The following is a 25714-nucleotide window of genomic DNA, read 5'->3' as shown; positions in this document are numbered from 1 at the left end:
GGTGGGTGGGCAACCGGTGAAATCCATGTGAAAAATTTGCGTGGCCGCCATCACCAGCCGTTATTCTCGATGGCCACCCCTCACACGAGTGTTCCCATGCTGCAGGTGCAAGGTGTTTTCAAAAGCTATGCCACGCCCCAAGGCCCGTTGGCGGTGTTGGCCGGTGTCGACCTGCACCTGGCCGCGCGCAGCAGCCTGGCGCTGATGGGCGAATCCGGCAGCGGCAAGAGCACGCTGCTGCACCTGGTGGCCGGGCTCGACCGGGTGGACGGCGGCAGCATCCAGGTGGGCGAGCAGCGGCTCGACCAACTCGGCGAAGCGCAACTGGCGCATTGGCGACGCACTGAAATCGGCCTGGTGTTCCAGCAGTTCAACCTGATCGGCAGTTTGCGCGTCGACGACAACCTGGCATTCCAGGCGCGCCTGGCGGGGCGCTTCGATGCCCGGTGGCAGGCGCAACTGGTGGAGCGCCTGGGCCTGGGTGACTTGCTCAAGCGTTATCCGGAACAACTCTCGGGTGGCCAACAGCAACGGGTGGCGGTGGGACGCGCCCTGGCTTCGCGCCCGGGGTTGCTGTTGGCCGACGAGCCCACCGGCAACCTCGACGAAGCCACCAGCGACGAAGTCCTGCAACTGTTGCTGGACCTGCTGCGTGACAGCCCCACCAGCCTGTTGATGGTCACCCACAGCCCGCGGATCGCTGCGCGACTGGACCGCCAGGTGGTGTTGCATCGCGGACAGGTGGTGCCGACGTGAGTGTGTTTTATTGGACGGTGCGCGCCTTGCTCAGCCATTGGCGGCGCCATCCGGTGCAGTTCTTCAGCGTGCTCACCGGCTTGTGGCTGGCCACCGCCCTGTTGACCGGCGTGCAGGCCCTCAACAGCCAGGCGCGCGACAGTTATGCGCGCGCCAGCCAGTTGATCGGCGGTGAGCCCCAGGCCAGCCTCAGTACGCCGGACGGCGCGAGTTTCCCGCAGGTGCTGTTTGCCCAATTGCGCCGCGCCGGGTGGCCGGTGTCGCCGGTGGTACAGGGGCGGGTGCAGCTCCAGGGCCACGAGGACATGCGCCTGCAACTGATGGGCATCGACCCGGTGTCACTGCCCGGCAGTGGCGCAGTGGCGGGGCAGCGTCTGAGCCAGGCGCAAATGCTGGCGTTCTTCGATCCGCCCGGGCGTACCTGGATCGCGCCGCAGACCTTGCAGGCCCTAGGGCTGCGCGCCGGTGAGCAGCCGCTCACGCTGAACGGGCAGCGCCTGCCACCGTTGCAAGTCCAGCCGGACATGGCGCCGGGGTTGTTGCTTACCGATATCGGCTTCGCCCAGCCGCTCCTGGCGATGCCCGACCGACTGTCACGACTGCTGGTAGACAAGGCGTTTGCCGCCGGCCATCCCACGCCGCCTGCCGAACTGCAACTCAAGCAGGGCGAGGACAACAACCTCGCGCGCCTCACCGAGAGCTTTCACCTGAACCTCGACGCGCTGGGCTTCCTGTCCTTCGTGGTCGGGCTGTTTATCGTGCACGCGGCCATCGGCCTGGCCCTTGAGCAACGGCGCGGGCTGCTGCGCACCCTGCGTGCCTGTGGGGTGAGCGCACGCATGTTGATCCTCGGCCTGGGCGTCGAGCTGGGCGCCTTGTCGTTGCTTGGCGGTGTGCTCGGCGTCGCCAGTGGCTACCTGCTCGCGAGCTTGCTGCTGCCGGACGTGGCGGCCAGCCTGCGCGGCCTGTATGGCGCCGAGGTGCCAGGGCAATTGAGCTTGAGCCCAGGGTGGTGGCTGGCCGGACTCGGCTTGAGCCTGCTCGGTGCCTTGCTCGCCGGTGCCAGCAGCCTGTGGCGGGCGGCGCGCCTGCCGTTGCTGGCGCTGGCCAATGCCCAGGCCTGGCACGAGGCCCACGGGCGCTGGTTGCGACGCCAGGGTTGGGTCGCGGGCACGGCCTTGCTGATCGCGGTGCTGGCGCTGTGGCTGGGCAATAGCCTGGCGGCCGGTTTTGTGCTGATGGCCGCGCTGCTGCTCGGCGCCGCCCTGGGTTTGCCGGTACTGCTCAATGCCTTGCTCAAAGCGGTACTGGGACGCAGCCGCTCGGTGCTCGGCCAATGGTTTCTCGCCGACTGTCGCCAGCAATTGCCGGCCTTGAGCCTGGCGCTGATGGCCCTGCTGTTGGCGCTGGCAGCGAATATCGGCGCGGGCTCGATGACCTCGGGTTTTCGTCACACCTTCAATAACTGGCTGGAGCAGCGCCTCACCGCCGAGCTGTACCTCAATCCCCAGACCCCGGCCCAGGCCGAACAACTCAACACTTGGCTCAAGCAACAACCGCTCGTGCAGACCGTGCTGCCGACCTGGCAGGTCGCCGTGCAATTGCAGGGCTGGCCGGCGGATCTGTTTGGCGTGGTCGATGACCCGACCTATCGCCAGCACTGGCCATTGCTGGAGGCGGTGAGTGAACCTTGGGATCAGTTGCAGCACCACGACACGTTGATGCTCAGCGAGCAATTGGCGCGGCGGCTGGCGATCAAGCTGGGCGACACGCTGAGCATTCCCACGCCGCAGGGCGTGTGGTCACCGACGCTGGTGGGGATCTACGCCGATTATGGCAACCCCAAGGGCCACATGCTGGTCAATGTTGCACACCTGCTGGCCCACTGGCCGACCCTATCACCGGCGCGGTTCAACCTGCGGGTGTTGCCGGCGGATGTGGCGCCGTTGGTCCAGGCGGTGCAACGGGCCTTTGCCCTGGAAGACAGCCGCATCGTCGATCAACAGCAGCTCAAAGGCTGGTCGAGCCAGGTGTTCGAGCGCACCTTTGCCGCCACCGCGGCGCTGAACAGCCTCACCCTCGGCGTGGCCGGGGTGGCACTGTTCATCAGCCTGCTGACCCAGAGTCAAAGCCGCCTGGGCCAACTTGCGCCGCTGTGGGCGTTGGGGGTGACGCGCCGCCAATTGATGCTGCTGAACCTGGGCCAGACCTGGCTGCTGGCGGTGCTCACGCTGATCCTGGCATTGCCCCTGGGCTTGCTGCTGGCGTGGTGCCTGGATGCGGTAATCAACGTGCAAGCGTTTGGCTGGCGCCTGCCCCTGCAGGTGTTTCCTTGGCAACTGGCGCAATTGCTCGGGCTGGCATTGCTCGCCACGTTGCTGGCCTCGGCCTGGCCGTTGTGGCAGTTGTACCGCAGCCGTCCGGCGGACCTGTTGAGGACGTTTGCGCATGAAGATTAAATCCTTGCTGTGGCTGGCGCTGTTACTGGTGAGCGCGTGCGACCAGGCGCCCGCACCACCGGAAAGTTTCGCCGGCCTGGGCAGCGATGCGGCGGACTTCAGCCAGGTAGGGCCGGGCAAGGTCTTCAGTTTTCCCGAGGACCATGGGCCGCATGCTGGCTTTCGTATTGAATGGTGGTACGTCACCGCCAACCTCAAGGATGCGCAGGGCAACGTGTTCGGCGTGCAATGGACGCTGTTTCGCAACGCCCTCAAGGCCGGGCCGACGCAAACCGGCTGGCAGGACGCGACAGTCTGGCTCGGCCACGCCGCCGTCACCTCAGCCACCCGCCATTACGCCGCCGAACGCTACGCGCGCGGCGGCGTCGGCCAGGCTGGCGCCCAGGCCGTGCCGTTCAACGCCTGGATCGACGACTGGAACTTCGCCAGCCGTCCCGGTGCCGTGAGCCCCTTGGCCGATATGCAACTCAAGGCGAGCGGTGCGCACTTTGCCTATGACCTGCACCTGACTTCCAGCCGCCCGCTGGTGCTGCAGGGTAATAACGGCTACAGCCGCAAATCCGACCAGGGCCAGGCCTCGTACTACTACAGCCAGCCGTTTTTCAGTGCCAGCGGCAGCGTGAGCATCGACGGCCAGGTGTATCAAGTCACGGGCCCGGCGTGGCTGGATCGCGAATGGAGCAGTCAACCCCTGAGCGCGAGCCAGACCGGCTGGGACTGGTTCTCCCTGCACCTGGACCGTGGCGAGCAGTTGATGCTGTTTCGGGTGCGGCAAACCGATGGTGGGTCCTACCTGACCGGCACCTGGATCGACCACGAAGGTCACACCCAAACCCTGCACAACGCCGATATCCAACTGACCCCGTTGGACACCACGACGCTCGACGGGCGCAAGCTGCCTACGCGCTGGTCCCTGAAAATTCCCGGCAAGCACCTCGACATCACCCCTGAGGCCGTCAACCCCAACGCCTGGATGAACCTGAGCATTCCGTACTGGGAAGGACCCGTGCGGTTCGACGGTGGGGTGGGTTACCTGGAAATGACCGGTTATTAGGGTGTTTCTGTAGGGGCTGTTTCTTCTTCAGGTAGGCAGCTTCCTAAATGCAATTCGATCGCCCTGGGCTGGTGTCCGGGGCGGGGTCGTTTTTTTCGAAAAAATACTGTACATCCATCCAGTCTTATCCTACATTCCATCCCAGGTGACCGGATGTCACCTGAGCTTCACTTTTTAACTATGGATGGATAAAAAATGAAATCGAAAAAAGCTCTCATGCTGGGCGCGGCCATGGCGGCTACCTGCTTTGTCTCGGCCTTTGCCCTCGCTGAACAATACCCTCAGCTGGCTGCGCAAGCGGCGTCTCCCACGGTCAAGCACGGCTTGAAAAGCGCTGTGAAGATCAACGCCAACAAGGCGACGGCTGCCCTCAAGCAGCAACTGCTGGCGGGGGCCCAGCAGAAGAAACCATTGTTTGCCGCCAAGGCGAAAGCCGATTCGGTGGTCGAAGACAACACCGCGCCGGCCAGGGTGACCAAGGTACAAAAAGCCACGGCCCAGTCTGCGCCCGCCGTACAGGCCGCGCTAGTCCAGGGTTGTGAACAGACGCTGGATATCAACTCTCTCTACACGATCAATGGCGTACAAACCGGCGACCTGCTGTGCTACCACTTCAACCTGCCGCAGAAAGCGCGGATCAACGTTCTGCTGGTCAACCAGACCGCAGGCACCGATATGTCGTTGTCGCTGTTCCAGGACGATGGCCAGGGCAATCCGCTACCCCTGGGCACTTCCAATAACCCCGGCACCGGCGATGAAAGCCTTGGCGGCGTGGTTCCGGCCGGTGACTACTACTGGTTCATGGAGGCCAACGCGGCGGTCCAGGGGTCGAGCTTTCAGTTCGGGGTTGCGGTCGATACCAACCTCGACGCCTATGAGCCCAATGACACCCCGGACACGGCCTTCCAACTGCCGGACACTCTGAACTACATCAACGGCAATGCCGACAGCCTGGATGACGTCGATTACTTCGATTTCACCGCCGTCCGTGGGCAGAGTGTCGGTATTGCGCTGACGGCCGATGCGGCCAGTGGCAGCACGCGTAACAAGTGGATCCTCGAGCGTTTCGATGGCGGCCAGTGGGTCACCGTGGGTGCCAACGTCGTGTCGACATCGATCCCCAGCCCGGGCGTCGGTGGCGTAGTCAAGGTGCGTGTGCGGCCGAACCAGCACCCCAATGAGCCGTGGAGCGCGACGGGCAAGTACAACCTGTCGTTTGGTTCCAACCCGCGGGTCAACAGCCCGGATGTGAAGGGCGAGGCGAACGTGTTGCGCATCCCGTATTCGGCCTCCAACGTGGGCTATGGCTACATGACCACCCAAGCCTATCGGGACCTGACCTGGACCATGGGCCTGTCGGACAGCACCGGTGCACCGCTGGTGGGCCTGCACCCGATCGTCTATCTCGACCAGCGGATCGACCCGGCCAACGGCGACATCGTCTACAAGGCGTATTCGGCAGCGACCGACAGCTCGGGGCAAGCCTCTGGCACGATCAATGTGGGCGCGTGCAGCGGCGGTGATTTCCAGACCACCTTTGTCGATTACTCCCAGGGCTACAACAACACCTGGCGTACCGACTTCAACTACGGCGTGTGGCGCATGGAAGTGCTGGAATACCCGGGCATCGGTGTCGGTGGCGAGAATACCCAGTTCGTCAGTTTTGGCCACCTGTGCAAGCAGACCCTGCTGAGCAGCACCAAGAGCTGACATGATTGACCCGTAGTACCCAGGGCATACAGGCCAGGCGCCTGTATGCCCTTTTTGCGTTATGGCGCCAACGCCAGCTTCAACGGCAGGCGCGCCATGCTCGTGCTCTTCAGCGAACCCAGGTACAGCCACTCGCCATACTCCCGGGCGGTGGTGATCGGCGAGTAATTGCCGGTGCTGCCATCCTGCAGGTTGGCGATGACCTTACCATCGGTGTCCAGCCCCAGCACGAAGGCTTTGCGCTCGATCGGCTTGGGCACCACCATCAGCGCCCGCACCATGACTTTGCGCAGCAGTGGGTAGCCGGCAAAACTGTCCAGCAGTGGGTTGCGCGGCGAGTAAAGTGCCACCCAGAAGCGGTCCTGGCCGTTGAAGCTGAGGTTGTCCGGCAGACCGGGCAGGTTGTCGATAAACAGGTCGTGCTGCCCAGCGCGCTCGCCCTTGAGCCAATAGCGGCTGATGCGATAGGCGCCGGTTTCATTCACCAGTACATAGTTTTCCTCCGGCCCCAGGGCCACGCCGTTGGCGAATTGCAACTGGTCGAGCAATACCTCGGTGTTGCCGTTGCTGAAGTCATAGCGCAGCAGCCGGCCGTCGCCGCCGTGCTCGATCACTGCCTCGCCGTCCTGGCCATAACCCCAGCGGCTTGAAGCATCGCTGAAGTAGGCATAACGCCCGCTGGCATCCACCGTGACGTCATCGGTAAAGCCAAAGGGCACGCCATTGGCGGCGGTGCTCAGCGACGTCAGTTGGCGATGGGCGTCGAGTGCGAGCAAGCCCTTGATCCCGTCGGCAATGATCAAGCGCCCATCCGGGTGCAGCGCCATGCCCAGCGGGCGCCCGCCGGTATTGGCCAGCACTTCCAGGCTGCGGCTGTCGGGCGAGGTACGGATGATGCGCCCGTCGTGCAGCCCGCTGATCAGCAATCCCTGGGCATCCATCAGCAACGCCTCGGGCCCGTCGATGCCCTGGGCACCGACTTTCTGTACGCCCTTGAGGCGTTGGTTTTCCGCGTAGGCGCCGTCCTGCATGGAGGGCGCCTTGGGCGGTGTCCAGTTCACCGGTTGCACCTTGGTGGGCATCAGCAGCAGAAACGCGATCACGACCAGCAGCAACACAAACAGCAGATGACGCAGTTTTCTGGGACGGGTACTCATGACGATTCCTGGTTGTCGTGGGGGCCGGGCTCCCAGTACAGGGTGCCGAACAGGTAATCCATCAGCGGCATGACGATATTGAAGTTGCGCCCCTGCATCAGCTCGCGGCGGTGATGCAGCGCGTGCAGGCGGTGCATCTGGCGAATCCACGGCAGGCGCGCGAGCGGGTGCTCGACAGGCAAGTGCTCGCAGGCGTGGAACACTTCGTACAGCAAGTAGCCGAGAATCATGCAGCCGGCAAACAGCCCGGCGACGTTGGGACTCAGTTGCTTGAGTAGCCACCAGGCGGGCAGCGTGATTGCCAGACTGTGCAGCACGATCAGCCAGGCCGGGAACAGGATCACGCGCCAGTCCCTGGGGCTGTCGTAGGTCATGTGCCCGGGGGTGAAGAAACTGTGGTGATCGCCGGTGTGGCGGGCGTAGAACAAGCGGGCGAGGGCGTGTTTGTGGTGGCCGAGGTGACGGTGCACGAGGTAGATGCACAGGTTGAAAAACACCAGGGTCAGGGGAACGGTCAGCCACTGGGGCGCGGTGATGTTTTCCGTGGAGGACCAGGCCAGGGTGATGCACAACGCCCCATAACCGAGGACGAAGCTGGCGTGCAGCCAGGGGTTGTAAAGAGGGCTGACGGCCGCGCGGTAACGTGCGCGGAAGGTCTCGGTGGGATGGGGCATGAGGGGCAGCTCAGGGTTTTTTTATTGGAAACTGAGCTTAGTTGGTGCGCGCAATTGTGCGAGTTTTTGCCCCGTGCGCGGGTTAAATCAAGGGGTCCCAGCGTTGCGACCAGTCACTCTCGGCCTTGACCACGTCGCGCAGTAACGCCAGGGCCTGTTGCAGCACTGCCGAGTCGCGCGCCCGCGAATACACCACGAAGGTCGGGAAGTTGAATTCCGGGGCCTTGGGCACGCGCTGCATCACGCCGCTGTCCAGGTAGCTTTGCACCACCCGCGTGCGGAAGTAGCCGGCGCCGCCATTCTCCAGGATGTACTGCAACGCCAGCGGCCCGAGGTTGAAACTCAGCGCGGCACGGGCCCGGTCGGGCAGGGCGGCGTCATGCTGCTGGCGAAAGCCCGGGCCCCAGTCGATGTAGACGTACGGGTCCGGCTTGCTCACCAACTGCACCAGGATGAGTTTTTCTTCCAGCACCTGCTCGACCTGCAGCCCAGGCCAATATTGGGGTTGGAACACCAGCGCGGCATCGAGCACACCGAGTTCGAGTTGGCGCAGCAGGTATTCTCCCTCACGCACTTCGGTGCGCAGCGCATGCCCAGGGATCTGCTCGCGCAGGGCCTGGGCCCAACCGAGCATCAGTGGGTTGCACAGGCTCACTTCACCGCCGATATGCAGCACGTTGCGATAGCCATCGGGCAACGGCAGGTCACGCCGCGCGGCTTCCCAGGTTTGCAGCAACTGGTTGGCGTACACCACAAAGGCCTCGCCGTCGGCGGTCAGGCGCGCACCGGCGCGGTTGCGGATAAACAGCGTGCTGCCCAACTGGCTTTCCAGGCTCTTGACCCGCGCGGTGATGGCGGTCTGGGTAACGTGCAGCTTCTCGGCCGCGGCGGCGAGACTGCCGCAGCGGGTGATTTCGAGGAAAGTGCGTGCCAGTTCGATGTCCATGAAACCCCCGGGAATGAATGGGGCACAGTGTAATGGAATGCGATCAAGACCGGGGGCGGCTGCCCACTACAGCTTCCACAGGGGATTGGCGGTGTGGCCCTTATTTCAATCCCCTGCGGCATCGCAGTAGCCGGCGCGACGCAGCCCAAGTGTGGGAGTTGTCGAGCCCGAGCGAGGCTGCGAAGGCGGCGGCATTGCTGGCATTTTCTGCGCCTGAGACACCGCTTTCGCAGCCTCGCTAAAGCTCGACAACTCCCACAGGGGATTTGCGGAGTCGCGCTTATTTCAATCCGCTGTGGCATCGCAGTAGCCGGCGCGACACAGCCCAAGTGTGGGAGTTGTCGAGCCCCGGCGAGGCTGCGAAGGCGGCGGTATTGCTGGCATTTTCTGCGCCTGAGACACCGCTTTCGCAGCCTCGCTAAAGCTCGACAACTCCCACAGGGGATTGGCGGTGTCGGCCTGATTTCAATCTCCTGTGGCATCGCAGTAGTCGGCGCGGCGCAGCCCAAGTGTGGGAGTTGTCGAGCCCTGGCGAGGCTGCGAAGGCGGCGGTATTGCTGGCGTTTTCTGCGCCTGAGACACCGCTTTCGCAGCCTCGCTAAAGCTCGACAACTCCCACAGGGGATTGGCGGAGTCGCGCTTATTTCAATTGCCTGTGGCATCGCAGTAGTTGGCGCGACGCAGCTCAAGTGTGGGAGTTGTCGAGCCCCAGCGAGGCTGCGAAGGCGGCGGTATTGCTGGCATTTTCTTCGTCTGAGACACCGCTTTCGCAGCCTCGCTAAAGCTCGACAACTCCCACAGGGGATTGGCGGTGTCGGCCTGATTTCAATCCCTTGTGTAATCGCCATGTAAGACGCGACGAAGCCCAAGTGTGGGAGTTGTCGAGCCTTGGCGAGGCTACGAAGGCGGCGGCATGGGCGATAGGGGGGGTGGCTGACCTGCCACCCCCGAAAGCCCCCCCAGTTGAGTCCACTTCAGGTCTGCGGCGCTTGCAAGTGCGGTGTGGGGAACGCTTTGGCGTACACCTGGCAGACCTTCAGCACCTGTTCATCGGCAAACCGCGCGCCCACCACATGCAACCCTACCGGCAGACCATTCGCCGCCAGCCCGCATGGCACCGATGCCGCCGGTTGCTGGGTCAGGTTGAACGGGTAGGTAAACGGCGTCCACTCCATCCATGCCTGCATCCCGGAACCCGGCGGCACGTTGTGCCCGGCGTCGAACGCGGTGATCGGCAGCATCGGCGACACCAATATGTCGTAATGCTCATGGAACGCCGCCATCTTCGCCACCAGCGCCGCGCGGGCTTCGAGGGCGTCGTTGAAGTCGCCAAGGGTGAGCTGTTCACCGCGTTGTGCGATGCGCAACAGACCGGGGTCCAGCAGCTGTTTTTGCGCATCACTCATGGCGCCGGTCAGGCGCGCGGCACCGGCGGCCCACAGGGTATTGAACACTTCCAGTGGATCGCTGAAGCCTGGATCGATTTGCTCGACATGGGCGCCCAATTGCACCAATCCCTCGACTGCCTGGGCCACGACCTTGGCAACCTGCGGATCGACCTTCACATAGCCGAACGTCGGGCTATAGGCCACGCGCAACCCTTTGAGGTCCGCAGCGCCCGTCAACCAGGGCGTGGTCCGCGGCGCGCCGATCAGGCCGTCCCGCGCGTCCGGCTGGGCGATGGTCTGCAGCATCAACACGCTGTCTTCCACGGTGCGGGTCATCGGCCCCAGGTGCGACAGAATCGTCATGGAACTGGCCGGCCACTGCGGCACATAACCGAACGTCGGCTTGATCCCGAAAGTGCCGGTAAACGCGCACGGAATCCGGATCGAGCCGCCGGCATCGCTGCCCTGGTGCAATACGCCGAGGTTCAACGCCGCCGCTGCACCGGCGCCGCCGGACGAACCGCCCGCCGTGGTGCGTGTGTCCCAAGGGTTGCGCGTGATGCCGTACAGCGGGTTGTCGGTCACGCCTTTCCAGCCGAACTCCGGGGTGGTGGTCTTGCCCAGCAGCACGGCGCCGGCCTTGCGCATCAAGGCGGAAAACGGCGCGTCGACGTCCCACGGCCCTTCGGCGGATGAGGTGCGCGAGCCCTTGCGGGTGGGCATGCCGATTGTCAGCGTGAGGTCCTTGATCGACGCCGGTACACCGTCCAGCGCGCCGCAGGGCTGGCCCTTGAACCAACGCTGCTCCGAGACTCGCGCAGCCTGCAGCGCGCCTTCGGGGTCGACGTGGCAGTAGGCGTTCACCACCGGGTTGTAGCGTTCGATACGCAGCAGGGCGTCCTCGGTGACGTCCACCGGTGACAAGGTCTTGTCGCGAAAATGCTGCAGCAGTTGCACCGCCGTCAGTTGGCCCATCTCACTCATGCCCGGTCCCCCTGTGCCGCATTGACTATGGCGCGCAACAGCACCGCGCAGCCTGCCGCGAGGTCATCCGGCGCGGCGTTTTCGATTTCGTTGTGGCTGATGCCGCCTTCGCACGGCACGAAAATCATCCCGGCCGGGCCGAGTTCGGCGACGAAAATCGCGTCATGCCCGGCACCGCTGACGATGTCCATATGGCTCAAACCCAGCGCGCCTGCCGCGTCGCGCACGGCATTGACGCACGCCGGGGCGAAGTCCAGGGGCGGGAAGTCGGCGGTCGGCGTCAGCTCGAACGTCAACCCATGCCGGGCCGCGCTGGCTTCGATCACGCTGCGCACTTCATCGACCATCGCTTGCAGCTTGTCCGCATGCAGGTGGCGCAAGTCGAGGGTCATGTGCACCTGGCCGGGAATCACATTGCGCGAGCCGGGGTGCAGGCTCAGGCAGCCGACGGTGCCACAGGCGTGAGGTTGCTGCTGGTGAGCGATGCGGTTGACCGCGCTGACCACCTCGGCGGCGCCGACCAGGGCGTCCTTGCGCAGGTGCATCGGCGTCGGGCCGGCGTGGGCTTCGACGCCGGTGAGGGTCAGGTCGAACCACTTCTGGCCCAGGCAACCCATCACCACACCAATCGTGGTGGCCTGGTCTTCCAGCACCGGACCCTGTTCGATATGCGCCTCGAAATACGCCCCCACGGGATGGCCGAGCACCGCACGGGAACCGGCATAGCCGATGCGCTGCAGCTCGGCGCCCACCGACAGGCCCTGGTCGTCGAGCTTGTCGAGCGTGTCCTGCAGGTCGAATTTCCCGGCAAACACCCCGGAGCCCATCATGCAGGGCGGAAAGCGCGAGCCTTCCTCGTTGGTCCAGACCACCACCTCGATCGGCGCCTGGGTTTCGATGTTGAGGTCATTGAGGGTGCGGATCACTTCCAGCCCGGCCATCACCCCGTAGCAGCCGTCGAACTTGCCACCGGTAGGCTGGGTGTCGATATGGCTGCCAGTCATCACCGGCGCCAGGGCCGGGTTGCGCCCAGGGCGACGCGCAAAAATATTGCCGATGGCGTCGACACTCACGCTGCACCCGGCGGCCTCGCACCACTGCACAAACAAATCTCGGGCCTGGCGATCGAGATCGGTGAGGGCCAGGCGGCACACGCCGCCCTTGACCGTGGCGCCGAGCTGGGCGAGGTCCATCAGCGATTGCCACAGGCGGTCGCGATTGATCAGTGGGGCATTGCTCTGGAGCGGTTGCGCAAAGCTATTCATCAGTGTTCTCCGGTCAGGCGCTCAGGGCCAGGTAGCGGTTCTTGATGGTCGGGTCGGCGCGGAAGGCGGCGGCGCTGCCCTCGTAGACCACGCGGCCCTGTTCGAGCACGTAATGGCGGTCAGCGAGCTTGTCGCAGACCATCAGGTTCTGTTCCACCAGCAGCACGGGGAGGCCGTCGTCCTTGACCTTGCGCAGGATCTTCACCAACTCGTCGACGATCACCGGGGCGAGGCCTTCGGTGGGTTCGTCGAGGATCAGCAGCTTGGGATCGTTGAGCAGGGCGCGGGCGATGGCGAGCATCTGCTGCTCGCCGCCGGACAGCGCGCGGCCGGCGTTTTTGCGCCGCTCCTTGAGGCGCGGGAACATGCCGTAGACGTCTTCCAGCTGCCAGCGGCTGGTCTTGCGCGCGGCGATGCGCAGGTTTTCCTCGACGGTGAGCAGGCGGAAAATCCCGCGGTTCTCCGGCACCAGCGCCAGGCCCTGGCGCGCGATTTCAAAGATTTTCTGGCCCACCAGTGCCTGGCCATTGAAGTGAATCTGGCCCTGGCGCGGGCAGATGATCCCGAGAATGCTGCGCAGCGTGGTGGTCTTGCCGGCGCCGTTGCGCCCCAGCAGCGTCACCAGCTCGCCGGGGTTGACGGTCAGCGACACGCCTTCGAGCACGTGGCTCTTGTCGTAGTAGGAATGGATATTGTCGACGATCAGCATCAGGCAGCCTCCCCAAGATAAGCCGTGCGCACACGTTCATCGGCCCGCACGAATTCCGGTGTGCCTTCCACCAGGATCTGCCCATGGCTCATCACCGTGATGCGTTGGCTGATCGACATGACGATGCTCATGTTGTGTTCGATCAGCAGCACCGTGTGGTCGCGGCCGAGGTCGCTGATCAGCTGGGTCATGATCGGAATGTCATCGATGCCCATGCCCGAGGTGGGCTCGTCGAGCATCAACAGTTTCGGTTTCGAGCAGATCGACATGCCCACCTCCAGCACGCGTTGCTGGCCATGGGAAAGCTCGCCGGCCAAGGTGTCGGCACGCGCGCTGAGCTGCAGGCGTTCAAGCACCTGGTCGGCCATCTCCAGGTGTTCGCGCTTGCTGTCGACCCGGCGCCAGAAGTTCAGCGCGCGGGCACCGTCGCGGCCTTGGGCGGCCAGGCGCAGGTTCTCGCGCACGCTGAGGTTCTGGAACAGGCTGGTGAGCTGGAACGAGCGCGCCATGCCCAGGCCGACGCGGCCGTGGGCGGGCTTGCGCATCAGGTTCTTGCCGTCGAAATGGATCGCCCCGGCAGTGGCCTGGCGCTCACCGGTCAGGCAATGAAACAGGCTGGTCTTGCCCGCGCCATTGGGGCCGATGATGGTGTGGATGGTGCCGGCTTCGACCTTGAGGTTCACGCCATTCACCGCATGGAACGCGCCGTAGGCCAGTTCCAGGTCTTTGGTTTCCAGCAGGATGCTCATAGCACTTCCTCCTTGGTGATGACAGCGGCCTTGCGCGGGCCTCGCACCTTCTCGAACAGCGACGCCAGGCCTCCCCACAACCCGCCGCGCATGAAGATCACCACCAGGATCAGGATCACCCCCAGCAACATCAGCCAGCGCGGCCACAGGTCGGAGAGAAAATCCCCCAGCAGCACGATGGAACCGGCCCCCAGCAATGAGCCGAACAGCGAGCCGGTGCCGCCGACGATGGTCATGATCAGGATGTTCTCGGACATCGCCAGGTCGATATTCGACAGCGGCACGAAGTGCAGCAGCATCGCGTACAGCGCGCCGGCGATGCCGGTGACCGCGCCGGACAGCACGAACACCAGGATCTTGAAGTGGCGGGTGTCGTAGCCGATGGCCGAGGCGCGGGTTTCATTTTCGCGGATCGCCATCAGCGTGCTGCCGAATGGCGAAGCGATCACCCGGCGTGCGCCGATGAAGATCAGCAGGAACAGCACCGCGACAAACCCATAGAACGCACGGGCGTCGGCCAGCGACAGCAGCACGGTGTCGCCGAGGCGGATTTCCGGGCGCGGCACGCTGAGCAGGCCGTTGTCGCCACCGGTCCAGTCACTCAAGGTGTAGGCCACGAAGTAGGCCATCTGGCTGAACGCCAAGGTCAGCATCACGAAGTAGATGCCAGTGCGCCGGATCGCCAGGGCGCCCACCAGCAAGGCCAGGAAGCCACCGGCCACGGCAGCGCCGAGCAACGCGGTGAACAGGCCCAGTTGCAGATGAATCATCAGCAGCGCCGCGCAATAGGCGCCGGCGCCGAAGAAGATGCCTTGGCCGAACGACAGCAGCCCGGTGTAGCCGAGCAACAGGTTGCAGGCGAGGGCGGCCATGGCAAAGATCAGGATCTCGGTGGCCAGGGTCGCCGAGGGCAGCACCAAGGGCAGGCCGATCAGCACCGCGAGTACCCACAGCAACATGGCTTTGGATTGGGTCTTGGCAAACGGCAGCGGATTTTTCTCGCTCATCTCAGGCTCTCCCGAACAGGCCGTAAGGGCGTACCAGAATCACCACGGCCATTGCGCCGTAGATCATCAGGCTCGCGCCTTGGGGCCAGAGTGTGGTCATCAGGCTCTGCACCACGCCGACCAGCAAACCGCCGACCAGCGCACCGCTGAACGAGCCCATGCCGCCGATCACCACGACCACGAAGGCCACGCCGAGGATCTCCGGGCCGACAAAGGGCTGCGCGCCGCGCAACGGCGCAAACAGCACGCCGGCGACACCGGCCAGCGCCACGCCGAGGGCGAAGGTCATGGAAAACAGGCGGAAGATATTCGTGCCCAGCAGCGACACGGTTTCGGTGCTTTCACTGCCGGCGCGCACCAGTGCGCCGAAGCGCGTGCGTTCCAGCAGCAGCCACAGGCCCAGGCCGACCAGCCCGGAAAACACGATGAGGAACAGGCGGTAGTAGGGGTAGACGAAGTCGCCGACCACCAGCACCCCGCGCAGCAGTTCCGGCACGGCGACGCTCTTGCCCACCGGGCCCCAGATCATCACGCTGGCTTCCTGGATGATCAGCGCGATCCCCAGGGTGACGAGGATCTGGAACATGTGTGGCAGGTGGTAAATCCGTTGGATTAACAGGCGCTCGATCACCCACGCCAACGCAGCCACCACCAGCGGCGCGATCAGCAGGGCCAGCCAGAAGTTGCCGGTGAGGCTCACGGCGGTGTAGCAGATGTAGGCGCCCAGCAGGAAGAACGCACCGTGGGCGAAGTTGACGAAGTTGAGCAGGCCGAAAATGATCGTCAGCCCGACCGCGATCAGGAAGTAGATCATCCCCAATCCCAGGCCGTTGAGTATCTGGAACAGATAAAGATTAAGCATGCAGAAACCCTCGGACAGGCGGCCGCGAACGCGGCCCTGTCGTGTTTAGCGAGTCAGCGGGTCAGGCGAGCGTGCAGCCCGTGGCGTCCACCGGCGGGAAGGACTGGCCGGCGCTGAGCACCTTGGCCAGGTCGTCCTTGTCGGCCATGTCGCCGGCGGCCTTGCCGATCAGCAGGTAGTAGTCCTTGATCACCTGGTGGTCGCCGGCGCGGATCGATTCCTTGCCGGTCGGGCCTTCGTAGCTCAGGCCCTGCATGGCCTTGGCCACGGTCGGCCCGTCGAAGCTGCCGGTGGCGATGATGGTTTCGAGCATGACCTTGGTGCTGATGTAGTCAGCGGCCAGCGGGTAGGTGGGGTTGATGCCGTACTTGGCCTGGGTCAGCTTGACCAGCTCGCGGTTGAGCGGGGTGTCGACCTGGTGCCAGTACTGCGCGCCGAGGTACACGCCTTCGAGCACATCGCTGCCCAGTTCCTGGAATTGATCGAGACCGGCAGACCACACCAGCAGCACTTTCATGCGCTCCTTGATGCCGAAGTTCACCGCCTGGCGCAGGGTGTTGGACGACTGGCTGCCGAAATTCAGCAGCACCAGCACGTCGGGCTTGGTGGAGATGGCGTTGGTCAGGTAGCCGGAGAATTCCTGTTCCTGCAACGAGTGATAGCTGTTGCCCACGTGCTCCAGGCCGTGTTCCTTGAGGACATTTTTGGCGCCTTCGAGCAGGGCTTCACCGAACACGTATTGCGGGGTGATGGTGTACCAGCGCTTGGCGTCCGGCAGCAGCTTGATCAGCGGCACCATGGTTTCGCGGATCGCGCCGTAGGTCGGCACCGACCAGCGGAACGTCGCCTTGTTACAGTCCTTGCCGGTGACTTCGTCGGCACCCACCGGGGTCATGAACACGCCGCCGACCTTGTCCACTTCCTTGGCCACGGCCAGCGCCGACGACGACAGCGTGCACCCCTGGAAGAACCGCGCGCCGTCCTGCTGGATGGCTTCCTGGACCTTGCGCACTGCCTTGCCGGCGTTGCCTTCGGTGTCGATCACCTTGTAGTTCAGCGGGCGACCGAGCACTTCGGGGTGCTGCTCCACCGCCAGCCGCGAACCCATGTCGGCAAACTTGCCATAGCTGGCAAAGGCGCCGGACATGGACTTGAGGCCGTAAAAGGTAAAGGGCTCGGCGGCGAATGCCGAACGCACGCTCAGCGGAAGGCTGAGGGCGGCGGCGGCGGTGAGACTGGCTTTCAACAACGTACGACGCTGCATGGGGTGACTCCCTGGTTTAGTTATTGGCAGGAGTAGCAATGGCGATACGGTGGAGCAGGGCCTGTGGGCAGGCCTTTTTATTGAGGCGAAACGCGGTCATAAAATGTGCGGGCGGGCTTGCTCGCGAATGCAGTGCATCAGTCTCCGGATGCTTTGCTGACCAACCGCATTCGCGAGCAAGCCCGCTCCCACACTGGGTCTGTAGTGTTTTTAAGAGTGATCGAACTCCAGTAGAAAATGCGGGCTGACCTGGCCTTCCAGCGCGGTCATGTGGTGTTCGGCGTCGCACATGTGTTCGTGCATCAGGCTGCGCACGGCTTTTTCATCGCCGGCGCGAAACGCGCTCAGCAACTGTTTGTGATAGTCGAGGTTGGCCGCGTCGAACTGCTTGCGCTTGGGCTTGTAGGCCTTTTTCAGCACCACCAGGTCACGCAGCAGGTCATTGAGGAACTGCGCCATGAAGCTCAGCAACGGGTTGGGGCACGCCTTGGCCAGCAGGTTGTGGAACTCCAGTTCCGCCAGGCGCTGCTCACGCTGGCCGGCCTCGCTGTCTTCCGGTGCGCTGCAGAAATCCACATTGTCCTGCAGGGCCTGGTAGTCGTCCTCACTCAGGCGCCCGAGTACCGAGACGGCCAGTTCCACTTCGATGACCTTGCGCAACTGGTAGACCTGCTCGCCATCCAGGTGCTGGAAGTGCAGGTAGTTGCGCAAGGCGCGGCTGGCCGGCTCGGTGCCCGCCTGGTTGAGGTAGGCGCCGCCGCTGGGGCCGGTGCGCGTGCTCACCAGGCCCTCGACTTCCAGCGCCTTGAGTGCCTCGCGGGCCGAGCCCTTGGAGCACTGGAAGCTTTCCATCAGCTCGCGCTCGGTGGGCAGGCGATCGCCGGGCTTGAGTGCATCGGTGACGATAGAGCGTTTGACCGACTCGACAATCACATCGGACAGCTTCTGGCGTTTGCGTCGTAGCGGGCGGCTTAGCATGGGTTCGATTTATCGTATTAATGCGGATAAATAGCACTTAATAACGATTGGGTCGCAGCGTCAACGCAGGGTGTCGTTTTCGGCCGCAACAGGTCGCAAACGGCGCGCTACTCCCAAGCGCCTGAATCCAGGCAGCGCGTCGACGCCGGCGGCTGCTTGCCATAGGCAAGGAAGTCGCCCACCCATTGGTTGACGCAGCCGCTGGGGCCTGGCGTGGCGGTGTCCTTGAGGTGCAATTGTGCAACCCGGGGCGCGGCCTTTTCGCCGGGCTCGGCATTCACCAGCACCATGCGCGCGACGCGGTCGGGAAACAGCGCGCCGTAGCGGCTGCCCAAGCGCGTGGCGCCGGCGTTACCGAGGTAGTGCAGCTGCGCGTCACCGAGTTGGGCCCGCACGAATTCCATGTCGCGCACGGCCTGCTCAAGGCCATTCTTGTGCTTGAGGTCGCGCGGGCTGAGTTCGATCACGTCATAGCGATTGAGCAGCGTGCGGTAAGCCTGGTTGGAATAGGCACCCCAGCGGCTGGCCAGTTGCACGGCGAAGGTGCCGGCGCGGTTGCGCCGGGTGGTGTCGCCAGCCTGGGCGAACACCACGCCTTCACGGCTCAGCGGATCGCGCGCGCCGACACGGGTGACATACAGGCGCAGGTTGCCTTGGCGCGGCGCGGCGTAGTTGCGCGGGACACTGACGACGCCGCATTGGGTGCGTGCCAGCACTTCGGGGTCCAGGTGTTCGACCTGGGGGATGGGGCAGTCGAGCAGCCAGTCGATGGCGCTTTCGGTGATCAGTGGCTGGGCCAGGGCGGTGCTTGCCATCAGCCAGATACCGCCACAAGCGAGGTGTTTTGCAACAGTCATCAGGAGGTCCTGGGCAGCCGTGTGATGGCGGCTTTTTTACCAAGGACCTGGGTTGAAGAATGTAGGTCGAGAAAACAGCTCGTGTACGAAAGTGGAGTTTTGTTTAGCGGATATCAGTCTCCCAGCCGCCCCCCAGCGCTTTGTACAAGGCGATGCTTGCCTGCAGGCGCGACAGCCGCAGCTGCACGTTCAAGTCCTGGGCCGCGTACAGCGTGCTTTGGGTCTCCAGCACTGTCAGCAAGTCCTCGGCGCCTGCCTGGTAGCGACTCTCGGCGATCTGGAAGGCGGTCTGCGCCTGTTGCAGTTCTTCGCTTTGCCACTCGCGCTGCTGGTCGAGGCGGGTGATGCTGCTGAGGGCTTTTTCCACATCGGCAAAGCCGTTGATGATCGCGCCACGGTAGGTTTGCAGCAGCTCATCCTGGCGGGCGCGGGCCTTGTCGCGCTCGGCGCTTAAACGGCCGTTGTTGAAGATCGGTCCGACCAGCCCGGCGGTCAGCGTGTAGTACGGGCTGCGCAGCATTTCTGCGGCTTTGTAGGCGTCCGAGCCAAGGGTCGCACCGAGAGTCACGGCCGGCAGCATGGCCGCCCGCGCCACGGTGACGTCGGCTTGTGCCGCCGCCAGCTGCGCCTCGGCCTTGGCGATGTCGGGGCGCCGACTGAGCAATTGGCTGGGCAGGCCAGCGCCGATGGTCGGCCAGCTCAGCGCCTGGAATGGTTCGGCGCCCAGGTCGAGGGCCTGCACCGGTTGGCCGAGGAGCGCCGCGAGGGTGATCCGCGACTCTTCGGCCAATTGCTCGATCAGCGGCAATTGCCGTTGTTGGCTGGCCACCAGGCTTTTCTGCTGGGCCAGTTCCAGGGCCGTGGCGGAGCCGGCGTCGTAGCGCGTCTGCACCAGGTCGAGCACGTTGCGCGCGTTCGCCAGGTTGAGCTGGGCAATCTGTTTGCGCTCAACGGCTGCCAGGGTTTGCGCGTAGCGGTCGGCCACATTGGCGAGCAAGGTCAGTTCCACCGTCGCCTGGTCAAACTCGCTGGCCCGCAGGCTGTGCAGGGCGCTGTCGCGGGCAGCCGCGCGGCCACCCCAGAAATCCACTTCGTAACTGGCGGTGAGGTTGGCGCCGAAGTTGTCGACAACCTCATCGCTTTGCGATGCGTCCAGGCTCGGTCCGCCTTTGCCGCGCAGCAGTTTCTGGCGGCTGGTGTCGAGATTCAGCTTGACCTCGGGCAACAGCGGCGCGCCGGCAATCACTGCGCTGGCCTGGGCCTGGCGGACCCTGGCCATGGCGGCGGCGACGTCGAAACTGTCACGCCGCGCCTGGTCGACCAGGCGATTGAGTTGCGGGCTGCCAAAGTGCGTCCACCAGCGCTGGTTGGTGGCCTGGGTCGCGTCGCGCTCGGCAAAATGCCAGGCGGCCGGCGGCGCAATACCGCTGTCGATGGCGCCAGGACTGCCGGTGCAGGCGCTCAACATGAGGTACAGGCTGAGCAGGGACAGGTGCGTGGGCAGGGATGGTTTATTCACTGGTCAATGCCTTAACCGGATCGAGCCGGGCAGCTTTACGGGCCGGCATAAAGCCGAATACGACGCCGGTGACCAGCGCGCAACCAAATGCGCCAAGGACCGCCACCAGGGAAAACTGGACCGCCACCTTGGCCAGCACCAGCACGCCGCCCACCAGCAGGGCCAGGGCGATGCCGCAGAGGCCGCCGACCACCGAGAGCATCACCGCCTCGGTGAGGAACTGGCGCAGGATGTCGCGCTGGCGCGCGCCGGTGGCCATGCGGATGCCGATTTCGCGGGTCCGCTCGCGCACTGTCATGAGCATGATGTTCATCACGCCGATGCCGCCGACCAACAGCGAAATCGCCGCAATCGAGCCGAGCATCAGCGAGAGGGTATTCTGGGTGCGCGCCTCGGCCTGGATCATCGCGGCGTTGTTGGTCAACTCGTAGTCACGCTTGCCGTTGTGCAGCTTTTGCATCAGTGCGTCGATGGCCACCTCGGCCTCGTGGACCTTGCGCGCATCGGCGGCGGCAATCACCACGTATTCGGGGTTGTAGCTGCCAAACAGGCGCACGCTGGCGGCGGTGTAGGGGATGGCGATGCGGTCGTCGCTGTCCTTGTTGCCGGAACTGGCGCCTTTTTCCGCGAGCACGCCGATCACCTGGAACGGCACGTTCTCGATCAGGATGTACTGGCCGATCGGGTTGACCTGGCCCTTGAACAGCTTTTCGCGGATGCGGTGGCCAATCACCGCCACCGTGGCACCGGCGCGCTCATCGGCGGCGGTGAAATAACTGCCCTCAACCACCGGCCAGTTGAAAATGTCCGGGAAGTTGGTGTCATTGCCGCCCACATAGGCCATGTAGTCGACATTGCCAAAACGCACTCCGGCCTCGGTGCCGTTGACCGGCATGATGCGCTTGACCTGCGGCAGTGCCGCCAGCGCCGCGACGTCATTGAGGGTGACGATACCCAGCGGCGTGCGCGGGTTGGGCGACGAACCGCTGAGGTAAAGAATGTTGGAGCCGAACGCGCCCATCTGTGCCATGACCTGGCGCTTGCTGCCTTCACCGACCGCCAGCATCACCACCACCGACGCCACGCCGATGATGATGCCCAGCAGGGTCAGCGCCGTGCGGAAACGGTTGATCCACATCACCCGCCAGGCGGCCTGCACCGCGTCGATCAATTCGGCTTTCCAGGCGCCGTTGTGTTCGGCGCCGTCGGCCAGGCGCTGGCGCAGGTCCACGGCCTGCAAGGCGCCGTTGCTGGCGGGGGCGGGGACGTAGCTGTCGGCCTCGGCCGAATCGCTGATGATCAGGCCGTCGCGAATCTCGATGATGCGATTGGCCCGCGCCGCGACTTCGCGGTCATGGGTGATCAGGATCACCACGTGGCCCTGGCTCGCCAGCTCATCGAGCAAGGTCATCACCTCGGCGCCGCTGTGGCTGTCGAGGGCGCCGGTGGGTTCATCTGCGAGGATGATGTGCCCGCCATTCATCAAGGCGCGGGCAATCGACACGCGCTGCTGCTGGCCGCCGGACAACTGGTGCGGACGGTTGCCGGTGCGGTCGGCCAGGCCCAGGCGGGTGAGCAGGGCCTTGGCGCGGGCGTGCCGTTCGGCGGCGCTGATGCCGGCATAAATCGCCGGCATCTCGACGTTTTCCTGGGCCGAACCCGACGGGATCAGGTGGTAGCCCTGGAACACGAAGCCGAACGCTTCACGGCGCAGCCAGGCCAGCTCATCGCTGTCCAGGTGCGCGACATTTTCGCCGGCGAACAGGTAGTCGCCGGTTGTGGGCCGGTCGAGGCAGCCGAGGATATTCATTAAGGTGGACTTGCCGGAGCCGGACGCGCCGACAATCGCGACGAATTCCCCGGCGTGGATCGACAGGTCGATGCCGCGCAATACGTCGACCTGCGGGCTGTCGCCGCCGCCGTAGGATTTGCGGATGTGCTTGAGTTCGATCAGGGGCGTGGTCACCTCAACCCCCGTTGCCGTCAGCCGGGCCGATCAGCAGGTGATCGCCTTCATGCAGGCCGTCGAGCACTTCGACGCGCAGGCGATCACTGATGCCCAGGCGCACTTCGCGCTCCTCGATGCGCCCGTTTGCCGCCACTACGCGGGCAATCTGCCTATCGGCGCTCGAGGTGCCCTGCAACGCAGCGACCGGCACGGTGAGCGCGTCCTTCACGGCGCCCGCGACAAAGAACACCTGGGTGGTCATTTCGGCCATCAAGGCATTGTCGCTGTTGTCCACATCCAGCAGCACGGTGTAGAGCACCACGCGGCCGCTGCCGCTTTTGTTGGAACTGTTGGGGCTGCCGCTGCCCTGGGTTTCATTCAACGGCTTGGGCGGGATCGGCAGGATTTGCCGCACGGTGCTGGTCCAGCGCCGGTTGCCGCCGCTCAGGGTGGTGAAATAGGCGGTCATGCCGGGTTTGACGTGGCCAATATCGGCTTCCGAGACTTCCGCCCATACGGTCATCGGCGACAACTTGGCGATACGCAGGATCAACGGGGTCTGCTGCTGGGCGTTGAGAGTCTGGCCGACCCGCGCGTCCACCGCCACCACGGTGCCGGTCATCGGCGCATAAATGCGCGTATAGCCCAGTTCCGCTTCGTCGCTGCGCAGGCTGGCCTGGGCCTGGAGGATCTGCGCCTGGAACATGTCCATCCGCGCCTGGGTCGCGCTCAATTCGGCCTTGGCGGTTTGCACATCTTCTTCACGGGTCGCGTTGCCGGCCGCCAGGCGCTGCTGGCGCTGGTATTTCTGGCGCGCCAGTTCGTGCTGGGCTTTCTGCTCCTGCAACTGGGCCTTGAGGTTTTCGATGGCGTAGCGGCTGGCGTCGAGCTTGGCTTTTTGCGTGGACGGGTCGATTTCCACCAGCAACTGGCCTTCCTGGACCTGATCGCCGGCTTCGACGTGAATCTTGCGGATCTGCCCGGAGGCCTGGGCGCCCACGTCCACATATCGACGCGGTTGCAGGGTGCCGAGGGCCGTGACGCTGTTTTCGATATTGCCGCGGCTGACGGTGACGGTGGTGAGCGTGTCACGCCCCGGCGGCAACACCTGCCAGGCGGCAACGGCGATGAGGGGGAGCAGGCACGCGATAACAAGCAAGGCGCGTCGGGCAGGGCGAGGGCGTTTCATGCTTAGGTTCCAGCCAGGAAAGTTCGGAGCGCAGTTGCGCAGAGCTGACAGTTAAACGAGAGAATTGCCCGGGGATTTAGGCTGTTACACAAGCGGTTACAGGTCCTTTGAAGAAAAATAATCGTCCATCGGTGCAAGTCTGCTTTAAAAGTAGATGAGAATTACTATAAATTGCACGCACCCAAACTGCCATTACCTCATACGCTGTCTTTTTCGCACTCAAGGACCTAATGCCGCCACCCGGCGGTCGGGAGTCATGTTGGAAAACTACTATCGCGAGCTGGTGTGTTTCCTCAACGCCAAGCTGGGCAACCGCCAGGTTGCCGAGGATGTGGTGCATGACGCTTATGTCCGGGTGCTGGAACGTTCCAGCGACACCCCCATCGAACAACCCCGCGCCTTTTTATACCGCACCGCCCTGAACCTGGTGATCGACGGTCACCGGCGCAACGCCTTGCGCCAGGTCGAGCCGCTGGATGTGCTGGACAGCGAAGAACGCTTCGCCCCCTGTTCGCCCCACGCCACCCACGACCACGGCCAGCGCCTGGAACTGCTCGAACGCGCCCTCGCCGAGCTGCCGGCAGCGTGCCGCGACAGTTTCATGCTGCGCAAGCTCGACGGATTGACCCACGTGCAGATCGCCGAGCGCCTGTGCATTTCCCGCGCGCTGGTGGAAAAACACATCGTCAACGCGATGAAGCACTGCCGGGTGCGGATGCGCGAGTGGGACGCGCACTGATCACCGATCAGTTAAATTTTATTTCACTGTCCTCGTTTCCTATCAACACATGACCTGTTGTGCAGGTCTTGAAGGTATTCCCGCCCCACCGCCAAGGGGCTTATCCAGAGGACACTGGAATGACACAGGCAATTGCTTCGCCCGCGGTTCACGACCTGATCGGTATCGGTTTCGGCCCTTCGAACCTGGCGCTGGCCATCGCCCTGCAGGAGCGCGAAAAGGCCCAGGGCAAACTGGACGTGCTGTTTCTCGACAAACAGGCTGACTACCGCTGGCACGGCAATACCCTCGTGACCCAGAGCGAGCTGCAGATTTCCTTCCTCAAGGACCTGGTAACCCTGCGCAACCCCACCAGCCCGTACTCCTTCGTCAATTACCTGAAAGCCCACGACCGTCTGGTGGATTTCATCAACCTGGGCACCTTCTACCCGTGCCGCATGGAGTACAACGACTACCTGCGCTGGGTCGCGGGGCAGTTCCAGGCCCAGGCGCGCTACGGTGAGGAAGTGCTGGCGATCGAGCCGATCCTGCACCAGCAGCACGTCGAGGCGCTGCGCGTGATCTCCCGCGATGCGCTGGGCGAGCAGCATGTGCGCACCACCCGTTCGGTGGTGGTCAGCGCCGGCGGCACGCCGCGTATTCCCGACGCGTTCAAGGCGCTCAAGGGCGACAGCCGGGTGTTCCATCACTCCCAGTACCTGGAGCGCATGGCCTCGCAGCCTTGCGTCGACGGCAAGGCCATGCGCATTGCGATCATCGGCGGTGGCCAGAGCGCGGCCGAAGCCTTTATCGACCTCAACGACAGCTTCCCGTCGGTGCAGGTCGACATGATCCTGCGCGGCTCGGCGCTGAAGCCAGCGGACGACAGCCCGTTCGTCAACGAAGTGTTCTCGCCGGCCTTTACCGACCTGGTGTTCCAGCAAGTCGGCGCGGAGCGTGAGCGACTGGTCGCCGAGTACCAGAACACCAACTATTCGGTGGTGGACCTGGACCTGATCGAGCGCATCTACGGGATTTTCTACCGCCAGAAAGTCTCCGGCATCGCCCGCCAGGCCTTCCGCACCATGACCGTGGTCGAGAAGGCCACGCCGGGTCCGCTGGGCATCGAACTGGCCTTGCGCAACAACGCCAACGGCGAAACCAGCGTCCACCATTACGACGCCGTGATCCTGGCCACCGGCTATGAGCGCCAGATGCACCGCGAACTGCTGGCACCGCTGGAAGCCTATATGGGCGACTTCGAAGTCAGCCGCGATTACCGTATCGTCACCGACGAGCGCTGCAAGGCCGGCATCTACATCCAGGGCTTCAGCCAGGCCAGCCACGGCTTGAGCGATACCTTGCTGTCGGTGCTGCCGATCCGCGCGGACGAGATCGCGGCGTCGCTGCATGCGCTGGACCGGCATCGCGGCAACGCGCGTTCGGTGCAGGACCTGTTGCTCGCCACCGCCAGCTGACACTTTAGAAGCCTGGCTTGTCGAATCGCCGCGGTGCGACGAT

At 64.1% G+C, this 25714-nt stretch carries 21 protein-coding genes; 6 read left to right on the top strand and 15 right to left on the bottom strand.

Annotated features, from left to right (window positions below; all coding sequences use genetic code 11):
- Positions 1-96 precede the first annotated feature (96 nt).
- From BBG20_RS13065 to BBG20_RS13050, 4 genes are all read left to right on the top strand, one after another.
- Positions 97-756: an ABC transporter ATP-binding protein gene (locus tag BBG20_RS13065; protein WP_065904059.1), complete on the top strand. Its 660-nt coding sequence runs from the start codon at positions 97-99 to the stop codon at positions 754-756.
- Positions 753-3215 (top strand): ABC transporter permease, encoded by a 2463-nt coding sequence (locus BBG20_RS13060; protein ID WP_065904056.1) that lies wholly within the window; start codon positions 753-755, stop codon positions 3213-3215. The genes BBG20_RS13065 and BBG20_RS13060 overlap by 4 nt, the downstream gene beginning before the upstream one ends.
- Complete coding sequence (locus tag BBG20_RS13055; RefSeq protein ID WP_065904049.1) at positions 3205-4269, top strand: lipocalin-like domain-containing protein; 1065 nt, start codon at positions 3205-3207, stop codon at positions 4267-4269. Before BBG20_RS13060 ends, BBG20_RS13055 begins: the two co-directional genes overlap by 11 nt.
- Positions 4270-4464: 195 nt before the next feature.
- Positions 4465-5979 (top strand): hypothetical protein, encoded by a 1515-nt coding sequence (locus tag BBG20_RS13050; RefSeq protein WP_065904046.1) that lies wholly within the window; start codon positions 4465-4467, stop codon positions 5977-5979.
- Positions 5980-6038: 59 nt separating this feature from the next.
- On the opposite strand, the gene BBG20_RS13045 is transcribed toward BBG20_RS13050, so the two are convergent.
- The 15 genes from BBG20_RS13045 to BBG20_RS12975 form a co-directional block, all read right to left on the bottom strand.
- The gene (locus BBG20_RS13045) at positions 6039-7136 is read right to left on the bottom strand and encodes an SMP-30/gluconolactonase/LRE family protein (RefSeq protein ID WP_065904043.1); all 1098 of its coding nucleotides are present in this window, start codon (positions 7134-7136) and stop codon (positions 6039-6041) included.
- Complete coding sequence (locus BBG20_RS13040) at positions 7133-7810, bottom strand: sterol desaturase family protein (RefSeq protein WP_065904040.1); 678 nt, start codon at positions 7808-7810, stop codon at positions 7133-7135. The genes BBG20_RS13045 and BBG20_RS13040 overlap by 4 nt, the downstream gene beginning before the upstream one ends.
- Positions 7811-7892: 82 nt before the next feature.
- Entirely contained in the window at positions 7893-8756 is an 864-nt protein-coding gene (locus BBG20_RS13035) for a LysR family transcriptional regulator (protein WP_065904037.1), read from the bottom strand.
- Positions 8757-9730: 974 nt separating this feature from the next.
- Positions 9731-11128 (bottom strand): amidase, encoded by a 1398-nt coding sequence (locus BBG20_RS13030; protein WP_065904034.1) that lies wholly within the window; start codon positions 11126-11128, stop codon positions 9731-9733.
- Positions 11125-12393, bottom strand: coding sequence for a Zn-dependent hydrolase (locus BBG20_RS13025; protein WP_065904030.1), 1269 nt, complete (start codon positions 12391-12393; stop codon positions 11125-11127). The genes BBG20_RS13030 and BBG20_RS13025 overlap by 4 nt, the downstream gene beginning before the upstream one ends.
- Before the next feature lie 13 nt (positions 12394-12406).
- The gene (locus BBG20_RS13020) at positions 12407-13102 is read right to left on the bottom strand and encodes an ABC transporter ATP-binding protein (RefSeq protein WP_065904026.1); all 696 of its coding nucleotides are present in this window, start codon (positions 13100-13102) and stop codon (positions 12407-12409) included.
- The gene (locus BBG20_RS13015; RefSeq protein ID WP_015884778.1) at positions 13102-13851 is read right to left on the bottom strand and encodes an ABC transporter ATP-binding protein; all 750 of its coding nucleotides are present in this window, start codon (positions 13849-13851) and stop codon (positions 13102-13104) included. The genes BBG20_RS13020 and BBG20_RS13015 overlap by 1 nt, the downstream gene beginning before the upstream one ends.
- Positions 13848-14858, bottom strand: a complete 1011-nt coding sequence (locus BBG20_RS13010; protein WP_065904023.1) for a branched-chain amino acid ABC transporter permease — start codon at positions 14856-14858, stop codon at positions 13848-13850. The genes BBG20_RS13015 and BBG20_RS13010 overlap by 4 nt, the downstream gene beginning before the upstream one ends.
- Position 14859: 1 nt before the next feature.
- A complete protein-coding gene (locus BBG20_RS13005) occupies positions 14860-15720 on the bottom strand; it encodes a branched-chain amino acid ABC transporter permease (RefSeq protein ID WP_015884776.1) in 861 nt (286 codons plus the stop codon).
- A gap of 61 nt (positions 15721-15781) precedes the next feature.
- Positions 15782-16984: an ABC transporter substrate-binding protein gene (locus BBG20_RS13000; RefSeq protein ID WP_065904020.1), complete on the bottom strand. Its 1203-nt coding sequence runs from the start codon at positions 16982-16984 to the stop codon at positions 15782-15784.
- A gap of 210 nt (positions 16985-17194) precedes the next feature.
- Positions 17195-17962, bottom strand: coding sequence for a FadR/GntR family transcriptional regulator (locus BBG20_RS12995; protein ID WP_065904017.1), 768 nt, complete (start codon positions 17960-17962; stop codon positions 17195-17197).
- Positions 17963-18069: 107 nt separating this feature from the next.
- The gene (locus BBG20_RS12990; protein ID WP_065904015.1) at positions 18070-18819 is read right to left on the bottom strand and encodes an alpha/beta fold hydrolase; all 750 of its coding nucleotides are present in this window, start codon (positions 18817-18819) and stop codon (positions 18070-18072) included.
- A gap of 103 nt (positions 18820-18922) precedes the next feature.
- Entirely contained in the window at positions 18923-20287 is a 1365-nt protein-coding gene (locus BBG20_RS12985) for an efflux transporter outer membrane subunit (protein ID WP_107338955.1), read from the bottom strand.
- Between the two features lie 43 nt (positions 20288-20330).
- Positions 20331-22304 carry a MacB family efflux pump subunit gene (locus BBG20_RS12980; RefSeq protein WP_065904006.1) on the bottom strand — a complete coding sequence of 658 codons (1974 nt, stop codon included), beginning with the start codon at positions 22302-22304 and terminating at the stop codon, positions 20331-20333.
- A 1-nt stretch (position 22305) separates the two neighbouring features.
- A complete protein-coding gene (locus BBG20_RS12975; RefSeq protein ID WP_065904002.1) occupies positions 22306-23475 on the bottom strand; it encodes an efflux RND transporter periplasmic adaptor subunit in 1170 nt (389 codons plus the stop codon).
- 256 nt (positions 23476-23731) lie between these two features.
- Between BBG20_RS12975 and BBG20_RS12970 the strand changes: the two genes are divergently transcribed.
- Together BBG20_RS12970 and BBG20_RS12965 are read left to right on the top strand one after the other, a co-directional pair.
- Positions 23732-24214: a sigma-70 family RNA polymerase sigma factor gene (locus BBG20_RS12970; protein ID WP_065904000.1), complete on the top strand. Its 483-nt coding sequence runs from the start codon at positions 23732-23734 to the stop codon at positions 24212-24214.
- Positions 24215-24333: 119 nt separating this feature from the next.
- Entirely contained in the window at positions 24334-25671 is a 1338-nt protein-coding gene (locus BBG20_RS12965; protein WP_065903997.1) for a lysine N(6)-hydroxylase/L-ornithine N(5)-oxygenase family protein, read from the top strand.
- Positions 25672-25714: the final 43 nt, after the last annotated feature.

The sequence above is a fragment of the Pseudomonas aylmerensis genome (genome assembly GCF_001702265.1).
GTDB lineage: Bacteria > Pseudomonadota > Gammaproteobacteria > Pseudomonadales > Pseudomonadaceae > Aquipseudomonas > Aquipseudomonas aylmerensis.
This window is presented reverse-complemented; position numbering and strand designations above follow the sequence as displayed.